This is a genomic window from Pseudomonas sp. LBUM1648 (assembly GCF_059716145.1).
The window spans coordinates 1,042,299-1,057,169 of record NZ_CP166808.1; the positions used below are offsets into that span (position 1 = coordinate 1,042,299).

A 14,871-nucleotide genomic window follows, 5' to 3' on the forward strand; every position below is an offset into this window, starting at 1 on the left:
CGCTCCCACAAAGGGATCAGTGGACGACGGAATTGGGCGGCAAGTGTCCCAGTCTTTCGGTCAGGCGCAGACGCTGGATTGGATCGTCGCTGAGCAACAAGGCATGTTCCAGATCGAAACGCTCGGCATTCGGGCAATCCAGTTTTTGATACAGACTGGCCCGAGCGAGGTAATCGGCGGCACCGGCATCACCCAGTTCCAGCACACGTTCGGCATCGATCAGCGCAGCAATAAAGTCGTCGTGACTCGAGTGCAACTGACGAAGGTTACGCGACAGGCGCTGGAGCATCTGCACCGGTGTGGCGGTCAGTAGATGCTCGGCATTGATTTTCATGTGCGCCCCATATTGGCGCTGCAACAGTTCGCGACAGTCATTGGGATACAGGCGTCGACCACCGCACGGATCAAGCAAGTGATCGGCGCCGGGCACCTTTAGCAGGAAGTGCCCGGGGAAATTGACCCCGACCAGTGGAATCTCCAGGGCGCGCGCCAACTCCAGGGCAATCAAGGCCAGCGCCAACGGTTGTCCGCGGCGGGTTTGCAAGACTTTATGCAGCATTGCAGCCTGCGGGCGCAGCGGCAGGAAGTCATCCTGGGCGAAGCCCAGATCAGTCATGCGCCGCAACAACGGCTGCGCCAGTTCACTCACCGGCAGCATCGGCAAGCCGTAACTGACCCGCTGCTGCAGATCCTTGAAGTCTTGCAGCAGCGTTTGGGGATCGATAGCTTTTTCGTGCTCGGCCGCCATCCATAGCGCGGCTTCGAACAGTGCGGGCGGGGAGCGGTGCAGACACTCGAAAAAACGTTGGCGCGGACTCATTGAAATCTCCGGGGAATGCCTCGTTTTAGCCCCGTCCGTGCCATTCGTCCAGTGTCTGGCAACTCGGGCCCGGGGTTATGCCGCAAAGCCATCATCGCCATCGATGCTTATTCCGGTGCGCTCCAGCAATTTTCGGGCGCAAGCCTATACTGGCGTTCTACAAGAAGTGATTCGGGAGCCCAACGATGTTTGCGCTCATGCAAAGCACTCGCCTGGAATCGCTGCACCTGAGCGTTGACCCGGTTTCCGGGTTGAAGGCGGTCATAGCCATTCATAACAGTCGTCTGGGGCCGGCCCTGGGCGGGTGCCGTTACCTTGCCTATCCCAATGACGAGTCGGCCGTCGAAGACGCTATTCGTCTCGCCCAGGGCATGAGCTACAAAGCCGCGCTGGCCGGATTGCCTCAGGGCGGTGGCGTTGCAGTGATCGTAAGACCGGTGCACGTGGAAAACCGTGGCGCACTGTTCGAAGCCTTTGGTCGCTGCATCGATCAGCTCGACGGCCGCTACATCACCGCTATCGACAGTGGCACCTCGGTGGCGGACATGGATTGCATAGCCCAGCAGACCCAGCATGTCACCAGCACCACGTCGGCGGGCGATCCTGCGCCGCACGCAGCGATGGGCGTGTTTGCCGGGATTCGTGCAACCGCCATGGCACGGTTGGGCAGCGACAATCTCGAAGGTTTGCGTATCGCCATTCAGGGTTTGGGCAATGTCGGTTTTGCGCTGGCCGAGCAACTGCACGCCGCCGGGGCCGAACTGCTGGTCAGCGACATTGACCACGGCAAGGTGCAACTGGCGATGGAGCAGCTCAATGCTCACCCGATCGCCAACGATGCGTTGCTCAGTACGCCCTGCGACATACTTGCGCCGTGTGGCTTGGGCGGGGTGCTCAACAGCCACTCGGTCACGCAATTGCGCTGCTCGGCGGTGGCGGGCTCGGCGAATAACCAGCTGACGCATCTGGATGTGGCTGATCAATTGGAGCGGCGCGGAATTCTTTATGCGCCGGACTATGTGATCAATGCCGGTGGCCTGATTTATGTCTCGCTGAAACATCGTGGCGAGGAACTGACCACCATTACCGCGCACCTGTCGAAAATCAGTTCACGGCTGACCGAAGTGTTTGCTCATGCGCAGGCGGAAAAACGCTCGCCAGCGCGGGTGGCGGATGAGTTGGCGGAAAGGGTTTTGTATCGGTAGGTTTCGAAGGCATGAAAAAGGCCCTGAGTCTTACGACTCAGGGCCTATTCAATTCGGGCATAAATTACTTCGCCGCTTTTGCTGCTTTGGCTGGTTTCACCGGCGCTTCAGCAGATTCCTCGACCTCGGCTTTTTCGACCGGCTCAGCCGGCGCATTGATCAGCTCCGACAATGCATCAGGCTGGCTCTTGAACGCCCGGGCGAACACATCGCGGTTCTTCGCCATGTAAATCCCGGCTTCTTCCACTTGCTGTTCAGTCAGCGACGGAACGGCTTTTTGAAGCACATCGGCCAAGTATTCGGCCAGTTCGAGCATTTTGTCATGACGGTCAGCTTCGGCTTTATCCATGAACAAGCGCTCCAGATCTCGGCTGCTGCGGTATACCACTTCGACGGCCATTCACCACCTCACATGCCTTCACATTAGTTGTCTTTGCGACCACTGTATTTATATACAGCGAAAAGGATAAGCGAATCCCTGCGCTTTGGGTAGTGGCTTTTCAATGTAGACCGGATTTTGGGTTTGTCAGATCGACCGTGTCACCTTCATTCGCGAGCAAGCTCGCTCTCACAGGGGCGGGTGCGAGACCGAGAGTGCGACCAAACGCCACGGCGCGGGTTTTGCGGCGTCTCGCCATGATGCGTGGCCCTGTTTCTGCATGAAATCAGGCGCGTGAAGAAAAACCGTCACGTCCAACACGCATCATCCGCATCGAGCTAAGGAAACATCATCGTGAAAATCAACTGGGCCGAGAAACTGCGGCAAAACGTGCATCAACTGGCCGAGTCTCTGGGCAATCTGTTCGTCGAGACCTTCCACTACCTGGCGCTGTTCGCCATCGGTGCGGTCACGGCGTGGGCGGCGGTGATGGAGTTTCTCGGGATGCTCGAAGTCGGGCATATCAAGATCGATGACATTCTGCTGCTGTTTATCTATCTGGAACTGGGGGCGATGGTCGGGATTTACTTCAAGACCAACCCTCCTGTATTTAACATTTTTCGCTACTCACGAGATTTTAATAAAATTAATAAAAATCAGTGGGTTATGGCTTAGTCCTTCTCGGATGAAGCTCATGTATCGCGTGTAAGATTTTTTTACCGGTTTGGCTTGTTAGGTGGAGGGAAGGGTATGAAATGGGCAGATCGAATGCGTGTCAGAGTGCACGCAGCGGCAAACAGTCTTGGCAACCTTGGGGTCGAGCTATTCCACTACCTTGCTCTGTTTGGAATTGGCGCAATCACGGTGTATGCTGGCATTACGACATTCATCGAAATGCTTCATCAAGATAAAATCAGCGTTGATGACATTTTGCTGCTGTTTATCTACTTAGAATTGCTGGCGATGAGTGGGATTTACTTCCGCACAAATCATATGCCGTTGCGCTTTCTTTTATATATCGGTGTCACGGCTTTGATTCGACTGCTGATTAGCGATGTGTCGCATCACAAATCACCAGATGAAGGGATTTTGTATTTGACGGGTGGAGTGGTGCTTTTATCTCTATCTATTCTCGTCGTTCGGTATGCGTCTGCGCGATTCCCTTCTGTAAAAGAAAAGGCAGACTGAATTAAACTCGTTAACAAGGAAGATGAGGGTTTTGAAATGGTAGTAAAAGATCTATATCTCGATGAAAGCGGTAATAGTGGTGATTTGATTAGCCGCAAAAATGGTCTTGGCTTTGCCGGACAGCCAGTATTTTCGTTGGCAGCGGTTGATATTTCGCAGATTGAAAATTTTGAAGACAAGATCAATGGTCTGAAAAAGAAATTTGGAGTTCAAGCTGCCGAGTTGAAATCATCAGATCTTTACAAGAAAAAACCTCAGTTTATGCTTGAGGTTTTTTCGATTTTGATTGAGTCTAAATCCCCGTTCTTTGTTGAAGTTGTTGATAAGAAGTACTATGTTTGTACCTCGATTTCAAATCATCAATTATTACCTCCATATTTTACAGGCGATGAGTCGCATGGGCGTTTTCAAGTTTCAAGAAACATTACCGCAGGAGTGATGGCTCTTGAAATGCCTGATGAGTACTTTGAGAGGTTTTTTGATTCATGCCATGAGCCGAACGAAGAAAATCTTCTGAGATCTATGGAGGGTATTAAAGAGTTCTTTAATAGCCACCCTGAATATAGTGGGCACGTCCAGGACTTGGATATGTCTATTGAAGATTATCATGACATGAAGAAAGAAATTGGCGATGAAGCAGTATTTAAATTCATCCCAATTCCAGATGACGGAAAAAGAGGAAATAAGATTCTTCTATTGCCGCATGTGTCTTCTTTGACGAATATCATTGCACGTGTGAATTTGGCGAACAAAGGTAGTGTTGAGGGAGTCGCCTTCTATCATGATAAGCAAGATCATTTTGATGAGGTTTTGGTCGCCATTAAAGAGTTGATGGTTTCGAACAATCCGCATGGTTTTTCCCCTCCTACTCCAAATTCTAATTTTCAAGTTAAAACAAGTGCGGATTTGCAATTCTCGGACTCGAAAAAGTCGTTGGGGGTGCAGGTAGCTGATTTGCTTGCCGGATTTTTTAGCCGTTATTATGAGAGCTTCTTTAACGAAGGAACAGAACTCGATAGCATCTATCATGAGATTTATAATAAAATTCTTGATGGATCCGATCAAGAAAAAAGTATTGGAGTTAACTGGGTTGTGCCTCCCTCGAGGCTATACGAACTTGAGCACTTCCAGCAGCTTGGAACAAGAAAGACACCTTCACCTACCGATTTGCTTTACTACGTCGCGAAAGATTTCGGTGTTGTAGTAGGGCATTAATCGATATATACGGTTAAAAGAAGAAGGGCGATCGTTGGTTGCCTTTTTTCTTTTGTTCTCCCGCATTGTAGGTGTTTATGTGCGTGGTTAAGTAATATTTCTGGTCTTGTGATATTTTGATGCTTTGAATTTTTTATGTTGGGTGGTGTGTAAGGCTTTAAGTAAATAAGTTTCCCTGCCCAGCAATGTATTTTTTAGCTTGTCGATACTCTCTTCCCTGTGAGGTTTCATTGACGGAGGATGCGTCTATCTTTTCGATGACTGTTGTAACTGCATATCCTGTTATTTTTATCTCACCCACCTCATCGAGTTCTCGGCTAATCCTGAGAATACATGTTATGAAAGTTCCGTGCTGAAATGCTATATTTTCTAAAATTACTGCATCTTTAAATTTTGCATCAAGCATCTGGAAGCTTATGGCTTGTTTGTTATATATTCCTTTCCATTTGTATTTTCCCTCTTTAAGTACGGGGGATACTATCTCTATAGTCGTTTCTGTTTCTTCGGATTTCAGTTTGTTGCTGCTTAGAATGAAATTTTTGAAATCTTCACGTAGTACTACCTTCTCCTCGTGATTAAAATTTGTCTTGCTATTGGATAGGCTAAAGCCTACTTTTTTAATTTCATGGTTGTGAGTTAAGAGTTCGTAGAAATTCGATTTTCTTTTTATTATTTTTAGGTTTTTTGAGAGTTGATTTATTGTTTTTTTTATGGTTTTTTGCGAAGGGCTGTTTACTTTGGCTTCAAGTTTTAAGGTTTCAAGCCTGTGCTGGCTTTCCTCAATTTGGAGACGAATTAGCTGCTTTTCCAGCTCTTCTTTTTCAGACTTTAAAAATAATGGAGCTGCGGAAATTATAGCTTGAGCTAGAGTTAGTATTAAAGTTATTGAAATAGCATTGTCTTGAATGAGCTTCCAGAATTCACGAAAGCCTCCTGCCTCAACGGCTTCAGCAACAATTTTTACATTGAGACCTAGGGCGTTAGATATTTCTAGTATTATCGCGAGAATTTCAGTCTCGCATTTGTTTCTCAGTAGTGCGTCGATTTGGTGAGAGTTGTTAGCTAGGTAGTAGTGCAATTCAAACTTGTCGAGAGTACTCATGCGTGGCCCACATAGTTGTTTGTATGTTTTTATTGGGTGTTTGTCAGCGCCTTATTCCATACGCTCTGCGCCATTGTACTCGCGCTTTGCATTGCATATTTATAATGTGCTCGTTCATATAGTTTGTATTTCTTCCGTTTCTCTCGATTACGTTGCGCCCCTTTACTCTGGAATCTATAATGTCAAAGCACTCTGCATAGAATCTTTTGACATCCTGATGGACTCTAGGCTTGTATCCTTTTTCAATTTCCATAAATCTACGAATGCACAGTGCTATGAGGTCTGATAACTGTATCATTGGATTTTTTCGCGAATCGATAGGGTAGCTAAATTCTACTATCCATTTAACCTTTTGGTTTGCAGGAACTTCAAAGCGACGGTTCTGAATTATCTTTTCAACACTGTTATGGTGTTCCTCTTTTTCATCCATGACTATCATTCCTCGCGCGGATTGGCCAAGGTTTTCTTTGATGTGCCAGTTCATGTAGGTTATGAGGTAATCAAAAGATAGTAAGTAAGGATGACAGGTATCATAGACTGTTTGGTATTGGCAATTTGCATTTTGTAAACTTGATTTTTCTATCGCATAATAATGCACGTAGTGTCCTAGCTCTACGATCAAGTTGAGCAGGTCTTTGACTAGCTTAAGTCTATCTTCTATCGGGTGGTCTGCAAAAAAGCCTTCTCCGTTTGGCGATAGTAGCTGATGAGAGTGGACCTCAAAGTTTTCAGGAACATTGCCTTTAAAATAATCAGCAATTACTGCGTCCAAACGTTCCTTTGTATTGTTCCATTTCTTATCCGCCACGCTCATGCCAGCCAATACAAATATTGGTTGTTGGGCGTCATGTAAATTTGCACCAGTGTCGCCACTTTCATCGAGATAGAAAAAATGCATAACATAAGCTCCTTGCTATTAATGTTAGCTATACGCCGCACATGAGAATGCGGAATTACCTGCATTCGTCTATTGTGGTGGCCAGATGCTACTTCGGGGAGGCTGTCTACGCTAGCGATTTCGAGACGCGATAAATCAGGGAGTGGATGCCGGATGTATAGTTTGAACTTGGGCATCACTTATTAAAGTTAAACCGCACCAAAAATCAAAATCATCTTTAAAGAAAATCAGGGAAACCCTGCCTTCAAGACCAACCACATGCCGGTGCGTTTCCTGATCTACGTGGCGATCACTGCGCTGACGCGGCTGCTGATCTCCAACGTCTCGCACCACAATCCGCCAGACATGGGCATCATTTATCTGTGCGGCGGGATTCTGCTGCTTGCGTTCGCGATTCTGGTGGTGCGTTACGCCTCGTCGCAATTCCCTTCGGTGAAGATTGAACACCCGCAACGCAAGATTGGTACGGGGTCCGGTGAGCATCCCGAAGTCGAGAAGGGCGAGCTTTAAAGTCCGGCGGCTTGCCGGGGCTGGCCGATGACTTTTGGCGGTGGCGGGGTCAGCCCGTCGCCGCTGGTCATGGCTTCGAGGATCGCCATGGCGCTGTGGCCCTGTTCGATGGCGATGCCGAACTGAATGCTTTGCACCAGACGCTTCAGGCGTGTGGGGTCGTTGCGCTGTTCGGCGCTGATCATCCGTTTGGCCACGATGCGGCCGCTGTTGGACAGAGTCAGCATGATGCTGCCGTCCAGGCCCTGAATGCTCAAGTTGATCTGATAGTCCGGCGCGAAGGCATCGGTAATGATCTGAAAAGGGTTGTCCATGATGCGTCACCGCCTGATTGAACGTGCAGTTGTTGACCGGCCGTGATCTGGTTGGTTCGCCCCTCCAGACCACCGGCCATTCCGTGGCCATATCGCCATTATCGTGTTGATCAGGTGTAGCAAGGGCTATGCCGGGAATCTTGTCGGACAATGGATACGGCATAAAAAAGGCGAGCCCATGGCTCGCCTTGTTTATTTGTGGCCCGTTTCAGGGCGCGTGACCGCTCACAGTGCAATTAGCCGGTCAGCATTCCACCCAGTTCACCGCCAAGCCGCCCCTTGAAGTCTCTTTGTATTTGTCGTGCATGTCGGCGCCGGTATCACGCATGGTGCGGATCACCCGGTCGAGGGAAATGAAGTGGTTGCCGTCGCCGCGCAGAGCCATTTGCGTGGCGTTGATCGCTTTCACCGCAGCAATGGCATTGCGCTCGATACACGGCACTTGCACCAGGCCGCCCACCGGGTCGCAGGTCAGGCCGAGGTTGTGTTCCAGGCCGATTTCAGCGGCGTTTTCCAGTTGTTCCGGGGTTGCTCCGAGCACGTCGGCCAGGCCGGCAGCGGCCATGGCGCAGGCCGAACCGACCTCACCCTGACAGCCGACTTCGGCGCCGGAGATGGACGCATTTTTCTTGCATAAAATGCCGACGGCGGCCGCGCCCAGGAAGAAATTGACGACGTCATCGTCAGACGCATCCGGGTTGAATTTCATGTAGTAGTGCAACACCGCCGGAATGATCCCGGCGGCACCATTGGTCGGCGCGGTCACCATGCGTCCGCCAGCGGCGTTTTCTTCGTTGACGGCAAGGGCGAAGAGGTTGACCCACTCCATTGCCGACAGCGTCGAGCTGATGACATTCGGCTTGCCGATTTCCAAGAGACTGCGATGCAATTTCGCTGCACGGCGCGGGACATTCAGACCACCGGGCAGAATGCCTTCGTGGCGCAGGCCTTGTTCGACGCACTCTCGCATCACCGACCAGATGTGCAACAGACCTTGACGGATCTCAGCGTCGGAGCGCCAGGCGCGTTCGTTGGCCATCATCAATTCGGAAACACGCAAATTGTGCTGTTTGCACAGCGACAGGAGTTCGGCGGCGCTGGAAAAGTCGTACGGCAACACCACGTCACCGGCCGGTGATACACCGGACTCGGCTTCTGCCGCTTCGATAATGAAACCGCCACCCACCGAGTAGTACGTCTGCGTGAACAGCTCAGCGGTTTCGCCAAAGGCTGTCAGCGACATGGCGTTGGGGTGGTAGGGCAGGTCCTCGTCCAGCAACAGCAGATCGCGTTGCCAGTTGAAGGCAATCGAGCGTCCACCCGCGAGGGGCAGTTGGCCGGTTTCGCGCAGTTGCTGGATACGTGGCTCGATGGTCGACGGATCGATGCTGTCTGGCCATTCTCCCATCAGGCCCATGACCGTGGCGCGGTCGGTGGCATGGCCGACGCCAGTGGCCGACAGCGACCCGTACAAACGGATTTCCACGCGACCTACGTCGTTCAACAAGCGTTCATCGGTCAGCGCCTGAGCGAAGGTTGCAGCGGCGCGCATCGGGCCGACGGTGTGGGAACTGGACGGGCCGATGCCGACTTTGAATAGATCGAAAACACTGATAGCCATGCTAAACCCTTACAAGCAATGGAGTAGGAATCGCTGCCATTTTTTGTCGGACAAGCGCAATGTCGGCGATACTGCCTGCCTCGGTCTGCCGTGACCAACGAAACTTCCTAAGACAGCCTTTAGCAGGACTAAACAATGAGTCGTCAATTGCATGCCCAGACCTACGTCTGGCTGCAGGTGTTTTCCTGTGCCGCGCGGCACCTGTCGTTCACCCATTGTGCAGAAGAACTGCACATCACGCCGGGTGCGGTCAGTCAGCAAATCCGCCAATTGGAAGAGCGCCTCGGTTTCCGTCTGTTTCATCGCCGTGCGCGTGGCGTGGAATTAAGCGCGCAAGGGCAGCGACTGGCGATAACAGTCAACGAAGCTTACGGCAGCATCGACGCCGAGCTGCGCCGCCTCGATGCCGGGATGATCAGCGGGATTTTGCGGGTGCGTTCGATTCCGTCATTCCTGAGCAAATGGCTGACTCCACGCCTGCCTCGCCTGCAACAGCGTTTTCCGGATATCCAGTTGCGGCTGGTGGCCGAGGACAGCAGCGTGCCTTTACATGAGGGCGACTTTGATCTGGCGATCGACCTGAACGACGGCAGCTATCCGGGGCTGTTATCCACAGCCTTGCTCGACGAGCAGATTTTTCCGGTGTGCGCGCCGAGCCTGCTACGTGGACGTCCACCGCTGCATGGCCCTGCGGATCTGGTGCATTTCCCGTTGTTGCACGACATCACCGCCTGGCGTGGCAGTTACGAATATGCAGAGTGGGAATTCTATTTGAACGCGATTGGCTTCGAAGGCGCCGACGTGCGGCGGGGGCACACGTTCAATCGCAATCACCTGACCATCGAAGCGGCCATCGCCGGCATGGGCGTGGCGATTGCCCGGCGCACGCTACTCAATGATGAGCTGGAGCGGGGCGCATTGATCGTGCCGTTCGGGCTGTCGGTGCCCAATCATAAACGTTATGTATTGCTGTATGCGCCAGGGGCGTTGAGCCATCCGGGCGTGCGTGCGGTGCACGATTGGCTGGTGGAAGAGGCGGGGATTTTTCGCAGTTTGCACCCGCTGAACGACGGGCAATTGTGAGCGGATTTTGCAGAGTGACGAGGCGACCCAACTCCCGACCTTACCAGCGCTTTGCCCGGTTGTCCGGCTTTTTTTGCGAATGAATATTTTTCTTTTTTCAGGGGTTGAAATGTTTGGCAGTCGGGCCGATTGTTGTAATCAAGGGGTCACGAAATCCTGTTCAAGGCCTCTTGCGAGCTAGCTGAAATAAGGGATGAACTATGCAAATCCAAGTCAACAGCGATAACCATATTCAAAGTAGTCAACGACTGGAGGAGTGGGTACGTACAACCATTGAGAGCACGCTCGAACGTTATGAAGAAGACCTGACCCGTGTCGAAGTCCACCTGAGCGACGAGAACGGTGACAAACCAGGTCCCCATGACTTGCGCTGCCAACTGGAAGCGCGGCCAAAAGGCCATCAACCGATTTCCGTCACCCACAAAGCCGATTCGCTGGAACAGGCGATCGATGGTGCAGCCGAAAAACTGGAACACGCGCTGGAGCACCTGTTTGGCAAATTGCGCGGCAAACCACGCGCCGCTGTGGTGCCATTTAGCAAGGCGAATGACGCACTGCTGGAGGAAGAATTTCTTGAGAATGAACAGGCAGCGATCAACAGTTGATGCGCTGATTATTTAATCACCCAATGAGAACGGGCCTGCTGATGCAGGCCCGTTTTGTTTTCAGTGGTGGTCAAAACGCCACAGAAGTCTGCACATACACCGTCCGCGGTTCCCCCACGTATTTACCCTTGTTGTTGTCATCGAACGAGCGCGTGAAGTATTGCGTGTTGAAGATGTTCTTCACCCCCACCGCCACATTCAGATCCGACAATTGCGGGCCGAAGTCATAGCCCGCGCGACTGCTGAACAGCATGTAGCCCGGGATCTCGCCGGTGCTGCCGTCGGCGCTTTCTTTCGAGGTGTTGGCGTTGTCGGCAAACTGATCGCTCTGGAAGCTGCTGTCCAGATTCAACTTCCACGGCCCCTCGGTGTAACCGACGCCAAGCGTGCCTTTGTGTTTCGAAGAGAACGGCACGCGATTGCCTTTGTTCGGCCCGTCTTCGCGGATGGTCGCATCGACGTAGGCGTAAGAGGCGTAGACATCGAAGCCGGCCAGCGCCGGGCTCAAGTCGTCCAGCGCATAGTTGACGCTGGTCTCGATGCCTTGATGGCGGGTTTCGCCACGGGCGATCACCGAATCATTGGTCTGGTTACTTTCGTATTGGTTGTCGAAGTTGATCAGAAACGCGCCAATCTCTGCGCGCAACGCGCCGTTGTCGTAACGGGTGCCGAGTTCCCAGGTACGCGCCTTCTCCGGTTTCACTTCGCCGCTGCTCACACGGTTGGGCATCTGGCTGTACTGCACGCTGCCGAACGAACCTTCGGTGTTGGCGTACAGGTTCCAGCTGTCAGTCAGGTGATAAAGCACGTTCAGTGCTGGCAGCGCGGTGTTGTAGTCGCCCTTGTATTTGACGTTGGTGAGGTTGTTGGTCTGCTGCGACTCGATCATTTCGTAGCGCACGCCCGGGGTTATCGTCCACTTGCCGATGTCGATACGGTCGTCGACGAAGAACGCATTGGCTTCGGTGCCGCCGCGCGTATCGCGGTCGTTGCGGCTGTCGGTGGTCGGGTATTGATTGCTGGCAATCGGCGTGCGGTAGCGCAATTCGTGGCCGGCCTCGTTGATGTAGCGATAGCCGACGCCGACTTCATGGCTGGTCGGGCCGAGATCGAAGCCCTGGGCGAAACGCGTTTCAAAGCCGCGCACCCAATACTCGCGTGGCGACAGCGAGAGGAAGGTGCCTTGATCCAGATAACCGCTGCGCAAGGTTTTGGTGAAGAAGGTGTTGGCGGTGAATTCGCGGCGATCTTCCTGATAGCGATAGCCGAAATTGAACATCGTGCGCCGGCCCCAGAACTGGTCTTTCGGGCGCGTGGATTGATACGGATCGGCATCGTAATCAGCGACGTTCAGGCCTCCGGGCATGTCAGCCTTGCCTTCGTAATACTGGGCCATGGCGTTGAAGCTGTTGGCCTCGTCGAGCTGATATTTGCCTTTGAGGATCAGGTCGTCGATCTCGGTATCGCTGTGCTCACGCCAGTCGCCGCCGCGAGTGCCGGAGTACAACAAAGCGCCGCCCAGACCGTTCTCGTTGGTGCCGCCGGCCAGCAGATTGGCGCTGGTCTTGAAGCCGTCGTGGCTCGACGACGGACTGGTTTCCGTCTGGAAGCCGCCCTTGACCGTCGGCTCGTCGGGAATCGCCCGGGTCACGAAGTTGACCACGCCACCGACGTTCTGCGGGCCGTAACGTACCGCGCCGCCGCCGCGCACCACGTCCACCGCATCCATGTTGCCCATGCTGATCGGTGCGAATGACAACTGTGGTTGACCATACGGCGCGAAGGGCACCGGGATGCCATCCATCAACACCGTCGAGCGTGCGGCGAGACGTGGATTGAGACCGCGAATGCCGAAGTTCAGCGCCATATCATGGCTGCCGGTGCCGTTGTTTTCCGGGGCGTTGACGCCGGGAATGCGGTTGAGCACATCGCGCGCCTGGGTGGCGCCCTGGCGTTCAAAATCTTCGCGGCGGATCACGTCGCGAGCGCCAGGATGTTCGAAGACATTGATTTGCTGCGCATCACCGAGCCAGTCGCCGACCACTTTGGAGGTGTCCAGCTCCAGCGCTGCGTTACCTGCCGGTTGCAGGCTGAAAGCGTTGTCGCCCTCGGCGCGCGCTTGCAGGCCGGTACCTTCGAGCAATGCGTCAAGACCTTCCTCTGGCGTGTAACTGCCTTCCAGGCCGCGGCTTTGCACGCCACTGGTGACTTGTGAGCCGAAAGAAATCAGCAACCCGGCTTCGCGGCCGAATTGATTGAGGGCGTTTTCCAGCGACGACGGCGCAATGTGATAAGCCTTGGCATCGGCAGCCAGCGCGACGGGCAGGGCGCTGAAACTCAGGCTGGCGCCGAGGACGAGGTTGCGCAGACTGCGGGCCAGCGGCGTGAGGCGGGTGGGGTGCATGTCGGATGATCCTGAGAAGGTTGAATCAAGGGGGCTTTCCTTCTCTGTCACGCCAGATCTGAAAAACGGCTCATTTGTTTTTAAGTATTTTCAAACCCGTGCTTCGACACTGACCCAGTAGCGGGTAAATCGCTTCACGTTCACCGGCAAGCTGATTTCCAGCAGGTCGAGAATCCGCTCGCTGTCGTCCAGTGGATAAGTCCCGGAGATCAGCAGATCGGCGACCTTCCTGTCGCAATTGAGCTGCCCGCGACGGTAGCGTCCCAGCTCATCGAGGAAATCACCGAGGCGCATTTGCGCGGCGACCAGCATGCCGTCGACCCAAGCGCCGCTGTTGGCGTCCAGTGATTTGGGTTCACTGACAGCGGTCGCGGTAAAACTCAGTTGTCGGGCGCCAGGCAGCAGCATTGGCGCGCTTGCGTTGCTGGTCAGTTCGACCCGACCTTCGAACAGCGCGACGTGCGTGCGATCGGCAAACTGACGCACGTTGACGCGCGCGCCCTGGCTTTTCAGAACACCCTGCGCGGTGCGTATCTCGAATGATTGCGAGGCGCTCAGGAGCATTTCGCCTTCGAGCAAACGAATCAGCCGCTGCCCGCCATCTAAATCCACTGAACTGGCCGTGTTGAGGTGCAACTGGTCGCCCGCACCCAATGCAATTTTGCGTCGCTGACCCACCGGGCTGCGGTAATCGGCGAGCAGCGGCGGCAGCGGATTGTGCTCGCGCATGCCCCAGGTAACGGCGGAGCCGGCGCCAAGAATCAGCAACAGTTTCAGTGCCTGACGGCGGCCGCCGGACTTCGGCCCGTTCAACGCCGAGTGCGCCAGCGGCGAGGACACGCCGCGCAAGCGCTGGTTGACTCGCGCGATGTGCTCCCAGGCGCGGCGGTGTTCGCTGTGCGCGTCCAGCCACTGTTGCAACGCCTGTTGCTGGCGCGCGCTGAACGCGCCTTGCTGCATTTCCAGCAGCCAGCTCACAGCCTGTTCGGCCACCTGTGCGGAGAAATCCGGGGCGCGGTTCACAGGGCGAAATAGCAGCGCATCGCCGCTTTGTTCAGATGGCGTTTGACCGTGGCCACAGAAATGCCCAGTTCAGCGGCGATCTGCGGATAGGTCAGGCCATCGACTTGCGCCAATAGAAAGGCGCGTTTGACCAGCCGTGGCAAACCGTCGAGCAGTTGATCCAGCTCCATCAGGGTTTGCAGGATGATCGCTTTGTCTTCTTCCGACGGCGCCACTCGTTCTGGCATCTGCGCCAGGGTGTCGAGGTAGGCGCGCTCCAGATCCTGCCGGCGGTAGTGATTGCACAGCACGCGCTTGGCAAGGGTGGTGAGAAAGGCGCGCGGCTCGATGATCACCGGTGCTTCGCGGGCGGTCAGCACTTTGATGAACGTGTCTTGCGCCAGATCCGCCGCGCTGTCCGGGCAGCCGAGTTTGCGCCGCAACCAGCCGGTCAGCCAGCTGTGGTGGGCTTGATAGAGCGATTCGACGGGATGGGCGGACGGCAACGGTATTACTCCGGGCGCA

General features: G+C 54.0%; 13 protein-coding genes and 3 pseudogenes. 7 read left to right on the forward strand and 9 right to left on the reverse strand.

Features of this window, described 5'->3' with window-relative positions; translation table 11 throughout:
• Positions 1–16: 16 nt before the first annotated feature.
• Positions 17–820 (reverse strand): transglutaminase family protein, encoded by an 804-nt coding sequence (locus ACA043_RS04550; RefSeq protein ID WP_401267883.1) that lies wholly within the window; start codon positions 818–820, stop codon positions 17–19.
• A gap of 185 nt (positions 821–1,005) precedes the next feature.
• On the opposite strand from ACA043_RS04550, the gene ACA043_RS04555 reads away from it, so the two are divergent.
• Complete coding sequence (locus tag ACA043_RS04555; RefSeq protein WP_305441481.1) at positions 1,006–2,025, forward strand: Leu/Phe/Val dehydrogenase; 1,020 nt, start codon at positions 1,006–1,008, stop codon at positions 2,023–2,025.
• A 145-nt stretch (positions 2,026–2,170) separates the two neighbouring features.
• Here ACA043_RS04555 and ACA043_RS04560 read toward each other — a convergent pair.
• Positions 2,171–2,425, reverse strand: a pseudogene (locus ACA043_RS04560) (YebG family protein); the annotation flags it as partial.
• A gap of 333 nt (positions 2,426–2,758) precedes the next feature.
• Here ACA043_RS04560 and ACA043_RS04565 point away from each other — a divergent pair.
• The 3 genes and pseudogenes from ACA043_RS04565 to ACA043_RS04575 form a co-directional block, all read left to right on the forward strand.
• Positions 2,759–3,004: pseudogene (locus ACA043_RS04565) on the forward strand (phosphate-starvation-inducible PsiE family protein); the annotation flags it as partial.
• A 150-nt stretch (positions 3,005–3,154) separates the two neighbouring features.
• A complete protein-coding gene (locus ACA043_RS04570) occupies positions 3,155–3,592 on the forward strand; it encodes a phosphate-starvation-inducible protein PsiE (protein ID WP_339539949.1) in 438 nt (145 codons plus the stop codon).
• A 36-nt stretch (positions 3,593–3,628) separates the two neighbouring features.
• Entirely contained in the window at positions 3,629–4,807 is a 1,179-nt protein-coding gene (locus ACA043_RS04575; protein WP_497658685.1) for a DUF3800 domain-containing protein, read from the forward strand.
• Positions 4,808–4,964: 157 nt separating this feature from the next.
• Here the strand turns inward: ACA043_RS04575 and ACA043_RS04580 are convergent, their stop codons facing one another.
• Together ACA043_RS04580 and ACA043_RS04585 are read right to left on the reverse strand one after the other, a co-directional pair.
• Positions 4,965–5,909, reverse strand: a complete 945-nt coding sequence (locus ACA043_RS04580; protein ID WP_497658686.1) for an LAPAL motif-containing putative phage structural protein — start codon at positions 5,907–5,909, stop codon at positions 4,965–4,967.
• A gap of 43 nt (positions 5,910–5,952) precedes the next feature.
• Positions 5,953–6,807, reverse strand: a complete 855-nt coding sequence (locus tag ACA043_RS04585; protein WP_497658687.1) for a DUF3800 domain-containing protein — start codon at positions 6,805–6,807, stop codon at positions 5,953–5,955.
• 243 nt (positions 6,808–7,050) lie between these two features.
• Here ACA043_RS04585 and ACA043_RS04590 point away from each other — a divergent pair.
• Positions 7,051–7,317, forward strand: a pseudogene (locus ACA043_RS04590) (phosphate-starvation-inducible protein PsiE); the annotation flags it as partial.
• Here ACA043_RS04590 and ACA043_RS04595 read toward each other — a convergent pair.
• Together ACA043_RS04595 and ACA043_RS04600 are read right to left on the reverse strand one after the other, a co-directional pair.
• Complete coding sequence (locus tag ACA043_RS04595; RefSeq protein ID WP_187676833.1) at positions 7,314–7,631, reverse strand: DUF3509 domain-containing protein; 318 nt, start codon at positions 7,629–7,631, stop codon at positions 7,314–7,316. The pseudogene ACA043_RS04590 and the gene ACA043_RS04595 sit on opposite strands and share 4 nt — an antisense overlap.
• 244 nt (positions 7,632–7,875) lie before the next feature.
• Positions 7,876–9,252 (reverse strand): L-serine ammonia-lyase, encoded by a 1,377-nt coding sequence (locus ACA043_RS04600; protein WP_497658688.1) that lies wholly within the window; start codon positions 9,250–9,252, stop codon positions 7,876–7,878.
• Positions 9,253–9,387: 135 nt separating this feature from the next.
• Here ACA043_RS04600 and ACA043_RS04605 point away from each other — a divergent pair, with 135 nt between their 5' ends.
• Positions 9,388–10,335, forward strand: coding sequence for a LysR substrate-binding domain-containing protein (locus ACA043_RS04605; RefSeq protein WP_497658689.1), 948 nt, complete (start codon positions 9,388–9,390; stop codon positions 10,333–10,335).
• 200 nt (positions 10,336–10,535) lie between these two features.
• Positions 10,536–10,940 (forward strand): HPF/RaiA family ribosome-associated protein, encoded by a 405-nt coding sequence (locus ACA043_RS04610; RefSeq protein WP_034154535.1) that lies wholly within the window; start codon positions 10,536–10,538, stop codon positions 10,938–10,940.
• Positions 10,941–11,010: 70 nt separating this feature from the next.
• Here ACA043_RS04610 and fecA read toward each other — a convergent pair whose 3' ends face one another.
• The 3 genes from fecA to ACA043_RS04625 all read right to left on the reverse strand — a co-directional run bounded on the left by fecA (position 11,011) and on the right by ACA043_RS04625 (position 14,852).
• Positions 11,011–13,344 (reverse strand): TonB-dependent Fe(3+) dicitrate receptor FecA, encoded by a 2,334-nt coding sequence (gene fecA / locus ACA043_RS04615; RefSeq protein WP_497658690.1) that lies wholly within the window; start codon positions 13,342–13,344, stop codon positions 11,011–11,013.
• A gap of 90 nt (positions 13,345–13,434) precedes the next feature.
• Positions 13,435–14,367 carry a FecR domain-containing protein gene (locus ACA043_RS04620; RefSeq protein WP_497658691.1) on the reverse strand — a complete coding sequence of 311 codons (933 nt, stop codon included), beginning with the start codon at positions 14,365–14,367 and terminating at the stop codon, positions 13,435–13,437.
• A complete protein-coding gene (locus ACA043_RS04625; protein ID WP_401267871.1) occupies positions 14,364–14,852 on the reverse strand; it encodes a sigma-70 family RNA polymerase sigma factor in 489 nt (162 codons plus the stop codon). Before ACA043_RS04625 ends, ACA043_RS04620 begins: the two co-directional genes overlap by 4 nt.
• Between the last annotated feature and the right edge of the window lie 19 nt (positions 14,853–14,871).

Excerpts from the sequence above, each read along its gene's own strand:
- ACA043_RS04570 (WP_339539949.1), top strand. The coding sequence starts at position 3,155 with ATGAAATGGGCAGATCGAATGCGTGTCAGAGTGCACGCAGCGGCAAAC.
- fecA (WP_497658690.1), bottom strand. The coding sequence starts at position 13,344 with ATGCACCCCACCCGCCTCACGCCGCTGGCCCGCAGTCTGCGCAACCTC.
- ACA043_RS04585 (WP_497658687.1), bottom strand. The coding sequence starts at position 6,807 with ATGCATTTTTTCTATCTCGATGAAAGTGGCGACACTGGTGCAAATTTA.
- ACA043_RS04555 (WP_305441481.1), top strand. The coding sequence starts at position 1,006 with ATGTTTGCGCTCATGCAAAGCACTCGCCTGGAATCGCTGCACCTGAGC.
- ACA043_RS04610 (WP_034154535.1), top strand. The coding sequence starts at position 10,536 with ATGCAAATCCAAGTCAACAGCGATAACCATATTCAAAGTAGTCAACGA.
- ACA043_RS04605 (WP_497658689.1), top strand. The coding sequence starts at position 9,388 with ATGAGTCGTCAATTGCATGCCCAGACCTACGTCTGGCTGCAGGTGTTT.
- ACA043_RS04575 (WP_497658685.1), top strand. The coding sequence starts at position 3,629 with ATGGTAGTAAAAGATCTATATCTCGATGAAAGCGGTAATAGTGGTGAT.
- ACA043_RS04550 (WP_401267883.1), bottom strand. The coding sequence starts at position 820 with ATGAGTCCGCGCCAACGTTTTTTCGAGTGTCTGCACCGCTCCCCGCCC.
- ACA043_RS04600 (WP_497658688.1), bottom strand. The coding sequence starts at position 9,252 with ATGGCTATCAGTGTTTTCGATCTATTCAAAGTCGGCATCGGCCCGTCC.
- ACA043_RS04580 (WP_497658686.1), bottom strand. The coding sequence starts at position 5,909 with ATGAGTACTCTCGACAAGTTTGAATTGCACTACTACCTAGCTAACAAC.
- ACA043_RS04595 (WP_187676833.1), bottom strand. The coding sequence starts at position 7,631 with ATGGACAACCCTTTTCAGATCATTACCGATGCCTTCGCGCCGGACTAT.